At 71.6% G+C, this 15263-nt stretch carries 11 protein-coding genes and 1 riboswitch; of the genes, 4 read left to right on the forward strand and 7 right to left on the reverse strand.

Going from position 1 to position 15263, the window contains the following annotated elements; all coding sequences use genetic code 11:
• Nucleotides 1-52: 52 nt before the first annotated feature.
• The 3 genes from Q0818_RS14365 to Q0818_RS14375 all read right to left on the reverse strand — a co-directional run bounded on the left by Q0818_RS14365 (nucleotide 53) and on the right by Q0818_RS14375 (nucleotide 5546).
• Nucleotides 53-1351: an extracellular solute-binding protein gene (locus Q0818_RS14365; protein WP_298876303.1), complete on the reverse strand. Its 1299-nt coding sequence runs from the start codon at nucleotides 1349-1351 to the stop codon at nucleotides 53-55.
• A gap of 58 nt (nucleotides 1352-1409) precedes the next feature.
• On the reverse strand, nucleotides 1410-4607 hold the full coding sequence (locus Q0818_RS14370) for a cellulase family glycosylhydrolase (protein ID WP_298876306.1): 3198 nt from the start codon (nucleotides 4605-4607) through the stop codon (nucleotides 1410-1412).
• A gap of 99 nt (nucleotides 4608-4706) precedes the next feature.
• Entirely contained in the window at nucleotides 4707-5546 is an 840-nt protein-coding gene (locus Q0818_RS14375) for a LacI family DNA-binding transcriptional regulator (RefSeq protein ID WP_298877092.1), read from the reverse strand.
• A 76-nt stretch (nucleotides 5547-5622) separates the two neighbouring features.
• On the opposite strand from Q0818_RS14375, the gene Q0818_RS14380 reads away from it, so the two are divergent.
• Nucleotides 5623-6849 (forward strand): ROK family transcriptional regulator, encoded by a 1227-nt coding sequence (locus Q0818_RS14380; RefSeq protein ID WP_298876308.1) that lies wholly within the window; start codon nucleotides 5623-5625, stop codon nucleotides 6847-6849.
• Between the two features lie 7 nt (nucleotides 6850-6856).
• On the opposite strand, the gene Q0818_RS14385 is transcribed toward Q0818_RS14380, so the two are convergent.
• The 4 genes from Q0818_RS14385 to Q0818_RS14400 all read right to left on the reverse strand — a co-directional run bounded on the left by Q0818_RS14385 (nucleotide 6857) and on the right by Q0818_RS14400 (nucleotide 10885).
• Nucleotides 6857-7858 (reverse strand): glycoside hydrolase family 26 protein, encoded by a 1002-nt coding sequence (locus tag Q0818_RS14385; RefSeq protein ID WP_298876310.1) that lies wholly within the window; start codon nucleotides 7856-7858, stop codon nucleotides 6857-6859.
• An 81-nt stretch (nucleotides 7859-7939) separates the two neighbouring features.
• On the reverse strand, nucleotides 7940-8653 hold the full coding sequence (locus tag Q0818_RS14390) for an energy-coupling factor transporter transmembrane protein EcfT (protein ID WP_298877095.1): 714 nt from the start codon (nucleotides 8651-8653) through the stop codon (nucleotides 7940-7942).
• A 145-nt stretch (nucleotides 8654-8798) separates the two neighbouring features.
• Nucleotides 8799-10247, reverse strand: a complete 1449-nt coding sequence (locus Q0818_RS14395) for an ABC transporter ATP-binding protein (protein ID WP_298876313.1) — start codon at nucleotides 10245-10247, stop codon at nucleotides 8799-8801.
• Nucleotides 10247-10885 (reverse strand): ECF transporter S component, encoded by a 639-nt coding sequence (locus Q0818_RS14400; protein ID WP_298876316.1) that lies wholly within the window; start codon nucleotides 10883-10885, stop codon nucleotides 10247-10249. The genes Q0818_RS14395 and Q0818_RS14400 overlap by 1 nt, the downstream gene beginning before the upstream one ends.
• Nucleotides 10878-10988, reverse strand: a riboswitch (TPP riboswitch). (Overlaps the previous gene by 8 nt.)
• Before the next feature lie 36 nt (nucleotides 10989-11024).
• On the opposite strand from Q0818_RS14400, the gene Q0818_RS14405 reads away from it, so the two are divergent.
• From Q0818_RS14405 to Q0818_RS14415, 3 genes are all read left to right on the forward strand, one after another.
• Nucleotides 11025-12788: a D-alanyl-D-alanine carboxypeptidase gene (locus tag Q0818_RS14405; RefSeq protein WP_298876317.1), complete on the forward strand. Its 1764-nt coding sequence runs from the start codon at nucleotides 11025-11027 to the stop codon at nucleotides 12786-12788.
• Nucleotides 12789-12791: 3 nt separating this feature from the next.
• On the forward strand, nucleotides 12792-13148 hold the full coding sequence (locus Q0818_RS14410; protein ID WP_298876319.1) for a GntR family transcriptional regulator: 357 nt from the start codon (nucleotides 12792-12794) through the stop codon (nucleotides 13146-13148).
• Nucleotides 13149-13639: 491 nt separating this feature from the next.
• The gene (locus Q0818_RS14415; protein WP_298876321.1) at nucleotides 13640-15232 is read left to right on the forward strand and encodes an HNH endonuclease signature motif containing protein; all 1593 of its coding nucleotides are present in this window, start codon (nucleotides 13640-13642) and stop codon (nucleotides 15230-15232) included.
• Nucleotides 15233-15263 lie beyond the last annotated feature (31 nt).

Genomic DNA, 15263 nt, shown 5'->3' on the forward strand with positions numbered 1-15263 from the left:
CATCAGGGGGTGATGCGGGGCGGACTCGGGCGTCCGCCCCGCATCAGGAGCGTCACTGGGTGTCGGCGACCGCCTGGCCCCAGCGCGAGTTGAGATCGGCGAAGAACGACTGCTCGTCGCCGTCGCGTGCGCCGCGGGCGGTGTCGATGAGCTCCTGCCGGTACTTCTCTCCGAAGAGAGTGATCTCCGCCGCGTTCGCGATGTCGGTGATCAGGCTCTCCTTCCCCTGCGGGCGCGGGTCGAGCTCGATGTACTGCACGCCCAGGTCGGTGAAGTCGGAGAGCGTCGCGGGAGCGTCGTCGGCCTTCAGCGGGCTGATCGCGCCCTGGCTCTCGGCGAAGCCGGACTCGTTCTCGAACCAGTCGACCCAGGCTTTGGCTGCGGGCTTGTTCTCCGAGAACTTGCTCACGGCGAGCAGCTTGTCGGTCGCCGTGACCGAGGTGAACTGACCGTCGGTCTGCCACGGCATGGGCCAGAAGCCGATGGTGTCGCGCGACTTCCCGGCGGCCTCCGCGGCATCCTGCATCTGCGACACCGCCCACGACCCGAGGATCATGGAGCCAATCTGCCCGTTCGCCAGGAGGGTCTTCGACTCCTCCCAGTTCGTGGTCGTCGGGTCGGCCTCGCTCAGCCCGGCGGCGACGGTGTCGTAGAGGAGCCCGTCGATCTCGGCGATGTCCGTCCCCGAGGTCCACGGCGCGTCGTCGGTGGTCATGTCGTTCAGCGCGGACGCGCCCGTGACGCCGCCGATGTTGCCGGCGAGAGACGACAGGGGCCAGCCGTCCTTGTAGTTGGTGTAGTACGGGGTGACGCCCGTGTCCTTGATCTTCTGCAGGTCGGCGAGGTATTCCTCCGCCGTCGCCGGCGGGGTCGTGATGCCGGCCGCGGTCCACACGTCGCGGTTGAAGACGTAGCCCATGGCGGAGCCGAACGTCGACAGACCGTAGACCGTGCCGTCGTAGGCGCCGTCGTTGGTGAAGCGGTACGTCTGCGACAGCTCCTGCTCGTCGCCGAGCGGCTCGAAGAACTGCGGGTACTGGTCCCGCGTGACGTTCGAGGTGGGGATGAGCAGCACGTCGCCGTAGTCGCGCGAGTTGAGGCGGATGCGGACATCGCCCTCGTAATCGGTGAGCGCTTCGAATTTGACCTGCACATCGGGGTAGGTCTTCTGGAATTCGGTGACGTAGTCCTTCAGGACGGTGTCGACGATGTCCGTGCGGTTGGTGAGCACGGTGATCTCGCCGGACGGGTTCTCGTCGCTGCTGGTCGATCCGCCGCCGCCGGAGCAGCCGGACAGGGCGAGGGCGGCCACGGTGGCCAGGCCCGCGACGGTGATGACATGCCTTTTCATGGGTTCTCCTTCGGGGTGGTGCGGCGGCGGCATCGCCGCCGCACCGGGGGTGTGTGACTCAGGAACGGGTGCGCCGACGGCGATGGATGACACCGACGACACCGGCGAGCAGGAGCAGACCGCCGAGCAACGCCGCGCCGACGGGGGCGGCCGCGCCCGTTGTCGCGAGCGGTCCGGAGGCGCCCGGGGCGACCGGGATGCCGGGGGTCGGCGAGACGGCGGGGGCCGGCGTCGGCTCCGGGGCGGCGGTGGCGCTGGGAGACGGGTCCGGGCCGGACGTCGGTTCGGGCTCCGGGGTGGGCTCGGGCACGGCGGCGGGGGCGAGGGCGACGATGTCGTCGACGGTCAATTCACCCTGCGCGGTTCCCGCGACGTAGAGGGCGAACTGGGTGACCGACGACAGGTCGAGACGGGACTCCCCCGCCCACGCCGGCGGTGCGAAGCGATCGAAGGGCAGTTCGACCCGGTGGGCTCCGGCCTCTTCGACCGGCACCTGCGCCTCCCAGTAGCCCCCGGCCGCGACGAACTGCACGGTCGTCGTCGTCCCGGCGGGGGCGTCGAGGGTGAGCCCCACTCCCGCGTAGCCGAACCAGCTGACCGGCTCCGGCAGGGTCCGCACGACTCCCGCGTAACCCGGGGAGCCCAGGTCGTAGGTGAACCGTCCCGCGTGGTCGCCGTCCTCCGCGACGAGCGAGGGGACGACCTCTCCGCCACCGGTGTTGCGCACCCATGCCGTCGACAACGCCGTGTCATCGGCGTAGGACTCGAAGTCGTCGACGACGAGATCGCTCGTCGGGCGCGCCGCCGAGGTGAAGCTCCAGGTCGGCGAGGACGACATGCCCAGACCGTTGACCGCCTCGACGCGCCAGTAGTAGGTCGTCTCGGCATCCAGATCGATCGCGGGACGCCACGACGAGCCCCTCAGCCCGGTCTCCGCAGCGACGACGGCCTTCAGGTCGGGGTCGGTCGCGAGGGTGAAGCGATAGTAGGCGGCATCCTGTGCCGGCACCCACTGGAACGTGGGCGTCGCGCGCACGTCGGTGGCCCCGTCGACGGGTGCCTGCGCGGTGACGGCACCCGGCGCACCGAGCTCGGGGGCGTTCGACGAGAAGAGCGACACCTCCGACAGCTGCGGCGTCCACACCTCTCCGGTCGCACCGTCCCACGAGACGCGGAGCTGGTTCACGCCCCGGAGGTCGCGCAGCCGGTAGACGTAGCGCTTCCAGTTGCCGTCACCACCGTCGACGGTCGGCTCAAGCGTGCGCCATTGCCGGCCGTCGGCCGAACCCGACAGGGTGAGGGGGATCACCGGCTGGTCGGGCCAGTAGTAGGCGACGAGGTCGACGCCCGAGATGTCGTCGTAGGCCCAGGTCACCGATTCGTCGCCGTCGGCCGCATCGCGCTTCAGCCGGGACGAGTCACCGGAGAACGCGCCCGGATTGCCGGTGTCGAACGACAGGCTGCCGCTGTGCGCGGTCGTGCGGCTGAAGTCGTCCAGCGGATCGAACAGGGCGACCCGCGGGGTCTCGTTCGTCACGGTCGCCCGTTCCAGCACCGCTTCCCGCGCCCACGAGACGCGGACGTACTCGCCCGACAGATCGGATGCCACGACCTCGGTCGCTCCGTCGACGGGGCGCGTCGTGGTCGTCACCGGGGTCCAGGTCGACCCGTCGAGACTCACACCGACCTCGGCCCCGTCCGCCTCGCTGAGCCGGAAGACGGCCGTGCGCACACCCGCGGCACGCCAGGTCGCCGTCGCGGTCGCGTCGGTCGCCCGGGCCCCCTCGGGGGCGATCAGGTCGGCACCGCCGTGGCCTGCCGTGAGCCGCCAGTCCGACAGGGGGTCGACGGTCACCGTCGCGCCCGCGGCACTCACGGCCTCCGAGGCGGTGGAGTCGCCCTGCGCGGACTCCGCCACGACACGGTAGACGGCGGTCGGTGGCGAGTCGAGATCGGTCACCGGCGAGGCCGCGGCCCCGACGGGGTCGGCTGTCAGGTCGCTCCAGTCGCCTCCCGCGACGCTGCGCTGAATGCGGTAGCCCTGCGCGCCCGCCGACCCGCGCCAGGCGATCCGGTTGATCGCGTTGGTCTGCTCGATCGAGACGATGAGCGGCTCGTCGGGAGCACCTTCTCCCGTGGGCAGGCCGAGATCGCGGCCATAGGCGCCGATCGCCTCGACCGACTGCCGCATGCGGTCGGTGTCGCCCGGGTAGTGCAGGGTGAAGCCGTCGTCGTGGGGGACGAGACCGCCCCGGTCGTTGTTGCCGAACAGCGACCAGAAGAACATGCCCGAGACGTTCTCGTCCGCGGCGGCGGCGTCCAACAGTTCGCTCGACGCGGCCGTCGAGGCGTATTCGCCGGCGATGTAGACCTTGCCGGCGGCGGCGACGGACGCGGCATCCGCCGTCACCTTCTCGACCGTGGGCGGGTAGTAGTGCACGTCGACGATGTCGAGGTCGGGCGCGGCGAGGGTGTCGGGGTCGATGTCGAAGCGACGGCCGGCAGCGACCAGCTGCTGAGGCGCGCGCTCCGAGATGAAGTCCACCTGCGCGTTGATCCAGTCGAGCGTCATGCCCTCGAGTTCGTTTCCGAGCTCCCAGGCGAGCACGGTGGGATCGTCGACGTACTTCACGCCGGTCAGCGCATTGGTGCGCGAGAGGATCACGTCGACGTACTGCTGGTAGGCCGAGACCGCCTCAGGGGCGGTGTAGAAGTCGTCGGACTCCAACCCCAGCGGCGTCGTGAAGTCGCGGTGCCCGCCGTGGTAATAGCTCCACTCGTCGGTCAGCGGCAGGATCAGGCGGATGCCGAGGCTTCCGGCGTACGCGACGGCGAAGTCGATCGTCTGAAACGCCGCGTCGTTGTATTCGCCGAGGCGCGGCATGATCGCGAGCGGGTTGGCGTCGTCCTGGCCGGTCGAGGTCATCATGTGCGAGCGCACGACGTTGACACCCATCCGGTGCGCGGTGTCGAGCGCGTCCTTGATGCGGAAGTACGTGGGGTAGTCCACGCCGCCGACGTTCTCGTCGAGGCCGAGCCAGTAGATGTTCGTCCCGCTCGCGCGGAACGTCTCACCGTCGAGCGTGAGTCGGGAGCCGTCGCGCTCCACGAACGACGTGTTCTGCGACACGAGGGGAGGAGCGGATGCCGTGGATGCGGCCGAGACGGCGGGGGCGGCCCACAGCGAGGCGGCGATCACCGTTGCGCTGAGGCTCGCGGCGACGACACCGCGGACGGGGGTACGGGGATGGATCAACGACCAGGCTCCTTCGACCGGCGGACGGGGTTTCGCCGTGCGGCGATGAACCCAGCATCCGCGAGCAGCCGGAGCAGGTCAAGAGGTTAGATAAATAATTTATGTAACGGCTTCGTCACGGTTGGAGCTGCGTCGGACCCGCAGGGCGGCGTCGGCGGCGTGGCGAACATCGGCAGGCGCCCCCGCCACGACGTCGAGCATCGCCCGCCCGATGAGACGGCCGACGGCACGCGTGTCGCGGGCGATCGCGCTGAGCGGCGGGGTCGAGAGCTGCGCCTGGGTGGAGTCGTCCCAGGCGATGATCGCGAGCCCGTCGGGCACCTCGACGCCCGCGGCCGCCGACGCGTCGAGACCACCGAGCGCCATGAGATCGCTGTCGTAGACCGCGGCGGTGATGCCGGGGTGTGCCGCCAGGGCGGCGCTCGTCGCGGCTTCGCCGGAGGCGCGGGAGTAGTCCCCCGTCGCCGTCCGGGCGACGACGCCCCCCTCCGCGCAGCACTGCTCGAACGCACGGCGCCGCGAGAGGGAGTGGCGGATGTGGGTCGGCCCCCCTACGTGCAGGATCTCGGCATGCCCCTGCTCCACGAGGTATTGCGCAGCCAAGCGCATCGCGGCGTCGTCGTCGGTCCACACGGTCATGAGATTCTCCGCGACCGGAGGCCCCACCACGACCGCGGGGAGCTCGAGATCGATGACGAGCGCCGGGCGCGTGTCATCCTCGTCGATGTCCACGAGTAGGACACCCGTCACGTCGGAGGACCCGGCCCACGCCCGGTACAACCGTTCCTCTTCCGCGCGGGTGGCGAGCACGCGCAACAGCACCGGATACCCCTCGGGGAGCGTCACCTCCTCGATCCCGACGATGAGGTCGTGGAAGTACGGCTCCGCGCCGAGGATCTCGGCGTCGCGCACGAGCGCGATGCCGATGGGGGGTCGCATGTGCGTCACGGGTACGATCCTCTCGGGGTTCATCCAGGCCCTGCGTAATCTACCCAGCGCCGCGGGAGGCGAGACGATGGCACGGCCGCAGGCGACCCCCGAGTCCCCCGGCAGCCGCGCACTCGTGGTCGACCTCATCCGCTCGGCCGGGCCCATCAGCCGCACGGAGCTGACGACGGCGACCGGCCTGACGCAGCCCGCGATCTCGCTCATCGTGCGCAAGCTCCTCGACGACGAGGTCATCGTCGAAGCCGGCACCGTACCGTCGACCGGCGGCAAGCCGCGTCGTCTCCTCGACATCAACCGGCGAGCACGCCACGGTGTCGGCGTGCAGCTCGGCTTCGAATCGGTCACCCTCGTCGCCACTGACACCAACGGCGGCGTGGTGGCCCGCGAGCGTCTCCCGGGCGCCGGTACCGACGCTCCCGCCGACGTGATCACGCGGCTCTCGCAGGCACTGCACCGTTTCATGTCGACGGCAGACATCCCTGCCACGAGCGTCGCAGGCGTTGCCGTCGTGCTCCCGGGCCCGATGCGCTCCGGGCCCGGCACCACCATCGAGGCACCCACCCTCCCGCACTGGCGCGACGTGTCCCTGCGGTCGGAGTTCGAGACCGCTCTGCGGATGCCGGTGCTCGTCGACAACGACGCCAGCGCGGCCGCGCTGGGCGAGTTCTGGAGCCGCGGGGTCTCGCGATACCGCACGTTCGCGTGCATATACATCGGCTCGGGCATCGGTGCCGGGGTGGTCAGCGACGGCGCGCTCTTCCGCGGAGCCAGCTCGAACGCCGCCGAGCTCGGCCACATCACCGTCGATCCACGGGGCCCGGAGTGCTTCTGCGGCAACAGCGGATGCCTCGAGGTCGTCGCCGCCCCCCGGGTCGCAGTCGCTCTCGCGCTGGCGGATGCCGAGACCGCCCGCTCGCTCGATCTCGACCCGCAGGCGACGGTCGCGCAGAACTGGGAACTGCTCTCGCGCGCCGCCGTCGAGCAGCACCCGGCCGCAGCTCCCCTCGTGATCGAGAGCGCCCGCGCCGTCGCAGGTGCCGCTCTGACCCTCACCAACCTCTTCGATCTCGACGAGATCGTGCTGTCGGGGCCGGGCGTCGCCACCGCGGGCTCGATCTACGTCCGCGAAGTGCGCGCCGCCCTGGGACGCGCATTCGCGCGGAAAGCGCACCCGACGACGGTGGAGCTGTCCATCAACCCGACGGATTCCGCCGCGATCGGCGCCGCGGCTCTCACCCTGCAGGGGCAGCTGACCCCCGGTCACGGCCCGGCGCTGGCTTTCGCCGGACCGTGACCTCGGATCAGGGCAGTCCGACCTCGCCCTGATTGAGCACCCGCGGGTGGAAGTACGCCGCCTGGATCTCGGCATTCGTATTGTTCTGGCGCAGTTGCTCCGACCAGATCATGAAGTACGTCCATCGCGTCTGCGAGGTGAGCAGACTCGCCGTCGGCGCCTTGCCCATCTCGGCGATCGCGATGGGCTTGCCGCCCGCGATGTTCTGCATCTGCGTGTAGTCGCTGGAGCTGGGGAAGCTCTTGTACCAGACGTCGAGAGAGGCGACGTCGACGTACGACGACCCGGGGTAGTAGCTCGCCCAGTTCGCCGTGGGGTTGTCCTGGACGTTCCACACCCACACCAGGTTGGTCAGGCCCTGCGCGTCGAAGTAGTCCTTCATCTGCTGGTAGATCTTCGCGCTGCCGTTGACGCCGGGGCGCCCACCCCACCAGTTCCACGTCTCGTTCATCTCGTGGAACGGACGGAACAGCACGGGCACCCCGGCATCCCGCAGTTGGCGCAGATAGGGCACGACCTCGGCCATCCGCTGGCGCCAGGTGGTGTTCAGAGCGGTCCCCCCGGTGATGATCTGCTGGAACTGGGCGTCGGAGATCGCGCTCTTCACCCCGCCGTCGAAGGCGCAGGTGCTGGGTCCCGTCGGCGGACAGGCGTGCCAGGCGATCGTCACGAGCGAGCCGTTGCGCCACTCCGTTTTGGCTTGATCGACGACGCGCTGACGGTTGGCGGCGTCGGTCGCGGTGAAGAACAGGTCGCCGCCCCACAGCCCCGGGTACTGCCCGGTGATGTCCTTCACCTGCTGCGTGTACTGCGCCGGCTGCGACGCGGGTTCCTTGTTGTGCTGGCCCGAGACGATGCCGTTCCCGGTGAGGGAGGTGAGGTACTGGATGACGCTCGCCCGCGTGGAGGGCTGGAAGGCCTCCGCGGCGGTGGGCGGTGGGACGACGGTCGCCGCGCATACGGCGGCCACCGCCAATCCGAGGATCCCGAGCGTTTGCGTTCGTTTCATGGGCGGAGCCCCTCTCTTCGTCGAGGGCTCCAGCATGGCGGCTCGGACCGCCGCGCGCCACACTTTTATAAATATCTTATTTTATGTGCCCACCACCCGGAACGCCCCCGCCGCCACCGCCGCACCGAGCGCCGCGGCGACGAGCAGCGCCGATCCCCCGACGGCGACGGCATCCCGGGCCGAGAGGGTCGAAGGACGAGCCCACGTGCGCTCGACGTCGGCGCCGAAGCCCCGGGCCTCCATCGCCGTGGCGAGCTTCGTTCCGCGGCGCACCGCGAACACGAGCAGCACGAACGCCATCGAGAAGAACCGTCGCAGCGCGCCGCGATCGCCGAGGCCACGCGCGCGCCGGGCGAGACCCATCGTGCGCCAGTCGTCGACGAAGAGCCCCACCGTCCGGGCCCCCGCGAGCACCCCGAGCACGAACCGGCTGGGGAGCTTGGCCACCTGCGCGAGCGCGTCGGCGAGCGCGGTGGGGTCGGTGCGGGCGAACAGCAGGATCATCGGCAGCGCCAGCACGATCACACGCAGCAGCACCGCGACGCTGAGGGCGATCGAGGCATCGCTCACGGTGGCGAAGAGGAAGGTGCCATAGACGGTTCCCTCCGGCCGCGCGTACAGCAGCATGCTGATCGCCGCGACGGGGGCGAACACCAGCACGGGGACGAGTCGTCGGAGGACGACCGCGTACGACAGTCCGGTCAGCGGCACGCACAGCAGCTCGAGCACGAGGGCGGTGCTCGCACTCACCGCGTCGAGCGTCACCAGAAGCGGCACGGCCAGCACCACGGCCATCAGCACCTTGGCGACCGGATTGACCCCGTCGAGCCACGCGGCGCCCTCCCGAACCTCCTCGGCCTGAGCGACGCGGCTCACCGGGCACCGCCGGACGTGCGGACGGCATCGACGCACCGCACCGCGGGCGAGCGAGGAACGCCGGTCATGCGGCATCCCCCATCTCGATCCGGTGCTGGCCGAGGTGGCGCACCACGTCGGCGTCGTGGGTGACGGCGACGACCGTACGTCCGCGCGCGATCTCGCGCTGCAGCAGGGCGACGAGCTCGGTCCACCCGCGGCGGTCCTGACCGAAGGTCGGCTCGTCGAGCACGACCACCTCGGGAGAGGCGGCGAGCACGGTCGCCACCGACAGGCGCCGCTTCTGTCCGCCCGAGAGCGTGAAGGGGTTGGCCAGGGCGAGGGATGCCAGGTCCAACCGCTCCAGCAGCTCGTCGACGATCGCGTCGACCTCGGCCGCCGATCGCTTCAGCGCGCGCGGGGCGACGGCGAGCTCGTCACGAAGGGTCGAGGCGAGGAACTGGTGCTCGGGCTCCTGAAAGACCGTGCCGATGCGCGTCAGCAGCTCGGTCGAGCGCCAGCGCGACGGGCGGGTGATCCCCCGCGCGGCGAGCGACGGCGCCGCGACCACCTCGCCGGCGAGCTCGGGCAGGAGCCCGGCGAGCGTCAGCGCCAGCGTCGACTTGCCGACGCCGTTGGGTCCCGTGACGACGGTGCCCGCCCCGGGCGGGATGACGATCTCGAGCCCGGATGCCACGACCGCGCGCCTCTCGCGCCCGATCGACAGTCCGCGGGTCGCGAGCACGGCATCCGTCCCTCCGACCGCGGGGAGCTCGGGGAGGTCGACCGGGCGTCCCGGAACCCACACCCCCGCGGCGGCGAGAGCGTCGCCGCGCTCGGCGAAGACGCGGGCGGGGGGACCGTCGGCCAGCACCCCGCCGCCCGGCGCGAGCACCACGACACGTGTCATGAGGTCGGCCCACACGGCGGTGCGGTGCTCGATCAGCACGAGGGTCGTCCCCTCGCGCTCGACCACCCGCTCGACGGCGGCGCGCACCTCGGCGACGCCCACCGGGTCGAGGTTGGCCGTGGGCTCGTCGAGCAGCAGCAGTCCGGGCCGCATCGCGAGCACTCCGGCGAGTGCCAGGCGCTGCTTCTGCCCACCCGAGAGCGCCTTGGTGGCGCGGTCGAGGGGCACGGCCAGACCCACGGATGCCACCGCCTCGGCGACCCTCGCCGGGATCTCGGCCGCGGGGACGCCCAGGTTCTCGCAGCCGAAGGCGACGTCGTCGCCGACCTTCGACAGGACGATGCCCGACTCGGGATCCTGCAGCACGAGCCCGATCCGTCCGCGCTGAGCCTCGGGCGCCTGCCCGTCGACGAGGATGCGACCCGTCGTCTCGCCCTCGTCGCTACCGCCGAGAAGACCTGCCAAGCCGGCGAGCAGCGTCGACTTGCCGGCGCCCGAGGCGCCGAGCAGCAGCACCCTCTCGCCCGGCTCGATCCTCAGGTCGACCTCGCTCGTCGCGGGAAGGCGACGGCCGGCGTAGCGCCAACCCCACCCCTCGACGTCGACGCGTGCGGGATGCGCCATCAGACGTCGCGGCGTGCTTCCCGCCCCGCGGCGAACCGGCTGAGCGCACCCGTCGCGGCGAGGGCGCGCACGAGCAGCCATCCGACGAGACCCGCCAGCAGCGCGCCCGAGACGACCAGCGTCGCGAGGTAGATGAGGTTGAACTCGATGGTGCGCTCGATGTTGGCCGAGAGGAACAGCTCGTTCACCCACGCGCCGATGCCGGCGCCGACGCCCGCGAGCATCGCGACGGGCAGGGTGAAGCGCAGGTAGAGGAACGCCAGGAAGATCAGCTCGGCACCCAGGCCCTGAGCGAGGCCCGAGACCACGGTCGTGATGCCCCACACGTTGCCGATCAGGGCGGACACGATCGCGGCGATCACCTCGACGAGCAGTGCCGCCCCGGGCTTGCGGATGATGAGGCCGCCGATCACGCCGCCGATGAGCCAGATGCCGACGGCGATGCCTCCGAGGCCGGGGGTCAGACCGTCCATCGCGGCGAACCAGAGACCCCCGACGGTGTTCCAGCCCCAGAACACCAGGCCGACGGCGACGCCGAGGACGGCGGCGACGACGATGTCGACGACGCGCCAGCGGAAGCGGTTCGCGGTGAGCGCGGCCGAAGCGGGGGCCGTGCGGGCAGACGTGGACGTGTGCATGTGATCTCCTCCCTGCGCCGGCATGATCCGGATCAGGTTCGACGGTCGAAGCGTGGATTCGCTTCCTCTCAGCCCGGCTCACCGGACTCCCGTGGTTGTGCTGAAGAGTATAGACAGACGGCCGGGGTAGCGTGGGCGGGTGCACGAGCAGATCCCGGCCTCGAGGCGCGCGGCGCGCGACCCGGCCGAGGCGTCGCTCGAGAACACGACGGACGCCGAGACGTCCGCGATCGACGAGATGTCCGCGACCGACGCCGCGGAGCCGGATGCCGAGGGGTCGGCGTCCCTCCCCGCTCCTTCCGCTGCGCCCGTCGCGTCGTCGGCTGCGCCTGCCGCGCCCGCGCCCGCCGCGGATGCGCCGGCTTCCGCTCCGGCGTCTGCCACCCCGGCATCGCGCCCCGCTCCCGCGGCTGCGGCCGTCGCGTCGCCGGCTGCGGCCGTCGCGTCGCCGGCTGCGCCTGCCGCGCCCGCGCCCGCCGCGGATGCACCGACTTCCGCCCCGGCTTCCGCCCCGGCGCCCGCCGCCCCGGCATCCCTCCCCGCCGCCGATGCCCCGACGCCCGCCCCGGTGCTCCTCGGCGCGCTCGCGTGGGTCGATCCGGGCGAGGCGTCGGCGCCACGGCCGTCGCCGACCTTCGTCGTGTCGGGGGCCACGAGTCGGCAGACCGATCTGCTCTCCGGCGTGCGGCGCCGACGGCTGCGACCGGCGACGGTCGTGCCTCCGGTGCTGCTCGTGCTCATGCTCGCCGCGTACGTCGCCACGACCCTGCTGTGGCCGCTGAACGCCGTGCAGCCCACGACCCGCGCGGTCGCGGTGGAGCCCGAGGCGGCCCCCGTGGCCCAACCCGCGTGGCCCGCCGACGGAGAAGCGGCGATCGCGATCGACGGCGTGCCCGGCACCCTGTCGTCGGCGGCGACCGCGCCCGAGTCCATCGCGAGCATCACGAAAGTGGTCACCGCGCTCGTCGTGCTCGACCGCCTCCCCCTCGCGCCCGGCGAGCAGGGCAAGTCGTACGCCTTCACCCAGGCCGACAGCGCCGACTACTGGCAGTACCGCGCTCGCGGCGAGTCCTCCCTCGACGTCCCCGTCGACGGCAGCCTCACCCAGCTGCAGATGCTGCAGGGCATGCTCATCGCCTCCGCGAACAACTACGCCCAGCGTCTGGCATCCGATCTCTTCGGCACGGATGCCGCGTTCTCGGACGCCGCGAACGCGTACCTCGCCGAGCGGGGCATCGACGGGATCACCATCGTCAATCCCACGGGCATCGAGGCGGGCAACACCGCCACGCCCGCGGCCCTCATCGCGCTCGCCGAACGGGCGCTCGCCAACCCCGTGATCGCGGAGATCGTGCGCACCCCCGAGCTGACCCTCCCGGGGGCCGGCACCTTCAAGAACGGCAATGCGCTCCTCGGCGACCCCGGAGTGGTGGGCGTCAAGACCGGCACCCTCGACGCGTGGAACCTGCTCACCGCGAAAGACATCACGGTCGCCGGGACGACGGTCCGGGCCTACGCGGCGGTGCTCGGTCAGCCCGGACCCGACACGCGCAACCAGGCCACGCGCGACCTGTTCGCGCGTCTCGAGGAGGAGCTGCAGCCTAGTCCGTCCGTGACCGCGGGAACCGTCGTGGGCAAGGTCGAGACGCTGTGGAGCGACGACATCGATCTGGTGACCGCTTCCGACGCGACCGTCGTGCTGTGGAACGGCGCCAGCGCGCAGACCTCCACGCGCTTCGATCTCGGCGATTCGCGCGGCACGGGAGAGACGGTCGGAACCTTCACCGCGACAGGGCCGGTCGACGCGTCGACGGTCGACGTGCAGCTCGCCGCCGAGATCGAGCCGCCGAGCCCGTGGTGGCGCCTGACCCATCCGCTCGATCTCTTCGGGGTGAACGACTGACCCATGAAATTCTCCCTGGATGCCGAGTCCCCCACCCCGCCGTTCGAACAGGTGCGGGCGCAGGTGATCGCCGCGATCGATGACGGATCGCTGGTCGCGGGCACGCGCCTGCCGCCCGTGCGCACCCTCGCCACCGAGCTGAACCTGGCCGCCAACACCGTGGCCCGGGCATACCGCGAGCTCGAGGAGGCCGGCTACGTCGAGACCCGCGGTCGCGCCGGCACGATCGTGCGCGGGGGCGACGCGGCGGCGTCGCGCGCGGCGCACGCGGCGAAGATGTACGCGGATACGGTCCGGAGCCTGGGCGTTCCTCCGGCGGACGCGGTGGCCCTGGTGCGGGCGGCCCTCGGCGAGGGGTGAGGGCGAGGGCTGAGCGTGCGGCTCTCGGCGCGGGGGCTGTTCGCGCAGGCTCCGCGAGGGTCGAGACGGCGACTCCGGGCGCGGGCTGATCTCGGGATGGTCGCGAGGATTGAGCGGGCGGCTCCCGGCGCGGGCTGATCGCACAGGCTTCGCCGAGGCTGACCGGGCGGCTCCGCGGGATTCGGCGCGGGCTGGCCCAGGCTTCGTTGAGGGCTGAACGGGCGGCAGGGCGAGACGCCGCCGGGCGGTGGGCGGGCGGTGTCCGGGAAGCCGGGGTGACAGAGCGCACGGTGATCGAGGCTGTCGGGCGGCGGAGCAGCCGGCGGTCGAGGAGCCGGGCGGAGCGTCCGGCGGCCTGAGAGCGGAGTGGGCGAAGCGAGCCGAGAAGCCGGGTGGCGACCCCTCCTCCCCAGCCACCCGCACGCGCGATCCATCCACAGAAAGCGGTCCTGGCCGGGGGTAATGTCGGAGGTCGCCGATAGCATGCACACATGCACGATGAGACCTCCCCCTCGACACCGGACGGCCCGGCGCGGCCCCTGTCCGCGGTGCTCGACGAGGTCGTGCGCACCGGAAAGACCCTGGCGGCCGCCGAAGCGGCCCGCACACGCGCCCTCGCTGAAGCCGGTCACCTCGCGCTCGATGTGATGGCCGGTCAGCGCGCCACGTCGCGTGCCGCCGAGATGGCACTCCGCGAGGTGGCATCCGAGCTCGCCGCGGCCGAAGGCCTCTCTGATCGGTCGGTCCAACGGCAGATCGCCCGCGCGATGGCCATGGTCGACGACTACCCGGCAACCCTCTCCGCGTGGGAAGCGGGCGAGATCAGCCGCACTCACGCGCACGTCATCGCCGACATCGGCGAGACCCTCCCTCCCGCGGTGCGCGACGAGTTCGATCGTCTCGCCGTCTCGCTCGCGCCCGGTCTCAGTCCGGGGCGTCTGCGCTCCCGCCTTTCCGTCGCCGCCGAACGCCTGCACGCCACGACACTCACCGAACGCCACGCCCGCGGCCGCGAGACCCGCTGCGTACGTGTCGTCACGGGTGTCGATGGCATGTCCGACCTCGTGGCGACGCTCCCCACCGTCCTGGCCGTGGGCATCTACGACCGGCTCACCCAGCAAGCCCGTGCCCTCGTCGACCACCGCGCAGGGTCGGCTCTCGGTCTCGCCGATCCGACACCGGACGACCGCGCGCTCGTGGTCCCGGGAGCCTGTGGGGCGAGCCCGAGCGATGGGGTGGCTGCGTCCGATGGCACTCTCGACGGCGGCAGGCGCATGCTCGTCGCGGCCCTTGCGGAGGGGGCAGCCACAGGCCTCGGCACCGCGATCGACGGCTCCGCAGCCCCCGGCACCACGGGCTCTCGCGTGGTCGACCCCGTCGCCGCCACTGCCAGTGCGACCGCACCCGTGTCGATCATGGCCTCGGACGAACGCACCACCGCGCAGCTGCGCGCCGACATCTTCGCCGATCTCCTCCTCACCGCCGCGCCCGACGCCGACCCCACCCGCACCGACGACGGACCCGGAACCCTCGGCGCCATCCGCGCCCGGGTACAGGTCGTGGTGCCCGCCCTCAGCATCCTCGACCCCGCCACCGAGAACACCGACCCCGCCGATCTGGTCGGACACGGCCCCGTCGACGCGCACGCCGCCCGCGCCCTCGCGGAGTCCACCACCACCCCGTGGGACCGCGTGGTCACGCACCCCGTCAGCGGCGCTGTTCTCCACACCGACACCTACCACCGCACGTCGGCGATCGACCGTCACCTCCGCGCGCGCGACCGCCACTGCCGGTGGCCCGGATGCATCGTGCCCGCCATCCGCTGCGAGATCGACCACACTCTCGACCACGCTCTGGGCGGTCCCACGGCGGTCACCAACCTCGCGGCCCTCTGCCAACGCCATCACACGCAGAAGCAGTTCACTCGCTGGAAGGTGAGGCAACTCCCCGGCGGAGTGCTCGAGTGGACCTCGCCCACCGGCCGCATGTACAGCGACGAACCCCTGCCCTACTCCCCCGCGGTCCGCTTCCTCCCCGACGACCTCGCCCCTCCCGATCCACACGACGCTCCTGCTCCGTTCTGATCGGCTGCGCGCACGGTCCGGCGACACCATC

Origin of the sequence: uncultured Microbacterium sp. (assembly GCF_947489255.1) — a bacterium.
Lineage (GTDB): Bacteria > Actinomycetota > Actinomycetes > Actinomycetales > Microbacteriaceae > Microbacterium > Microbacterium phycohabitans.